General features: G+C 34.5%; 1 protein-coding gene. It reads left to right on the top strand.

The features are described from left to right. Positions 1-458 (top strand): ATP-binding cassette domain-containing protein (locus KH893_RS12105; RefSeq protein ID WP_281166318.1); only part of this gene is annotated, 458 nt, incomplete at both ends.

Genomic DNA, 458 nt, shown 5'->3' on the forward strand with positions numbered 1-458 from the left:
GGAACACATTTGCCAAAGTAGGATATTTCGCTCAAGACCTTAATAATTTGGATTTCGATAAAAGCTTATGGGAAAATATCAAAAAAGGCAGTAATCAAAGTCAACAATTCATTTATGATTTGCTGGGAGGAATCGGTTTTAGTGCTCCTCAGTTTAATCAGCTTACCGCTTCGTTAAGTGGCGGCGAAATAGTTAAAGCCAATTTGGCTCGAATTTTAGTTGGCGATTATAACTTCTTAATGCTGGACGAGCCTACTAATTATCTTGACTTACAAGCCATACATGCATTAACTGACTTTTTAATTAATTATCCGAATACGGTTTTATTGATATCCCACGACCAGGTTTTCACAAATAAAGTTTCCAAACGTATTTATGTTGTCAAAAACAAACGATTAATTAATCACAAAGCCCTAAGTATCGGAAAAACAGAGAAACCACAAAAAATATTGTTAGAG

Origin of the sequence: Liquorilactobacillus sicerae (assembly GCF_029916425.1) — a bacterium.
GTDB classification, from domain to species: Bacteria; Bacillota; Bacilli; order Lactobacillales; family Lactobacillaceae; genus Liquorilactobacillus; species Liquorilactobacillus sicerae.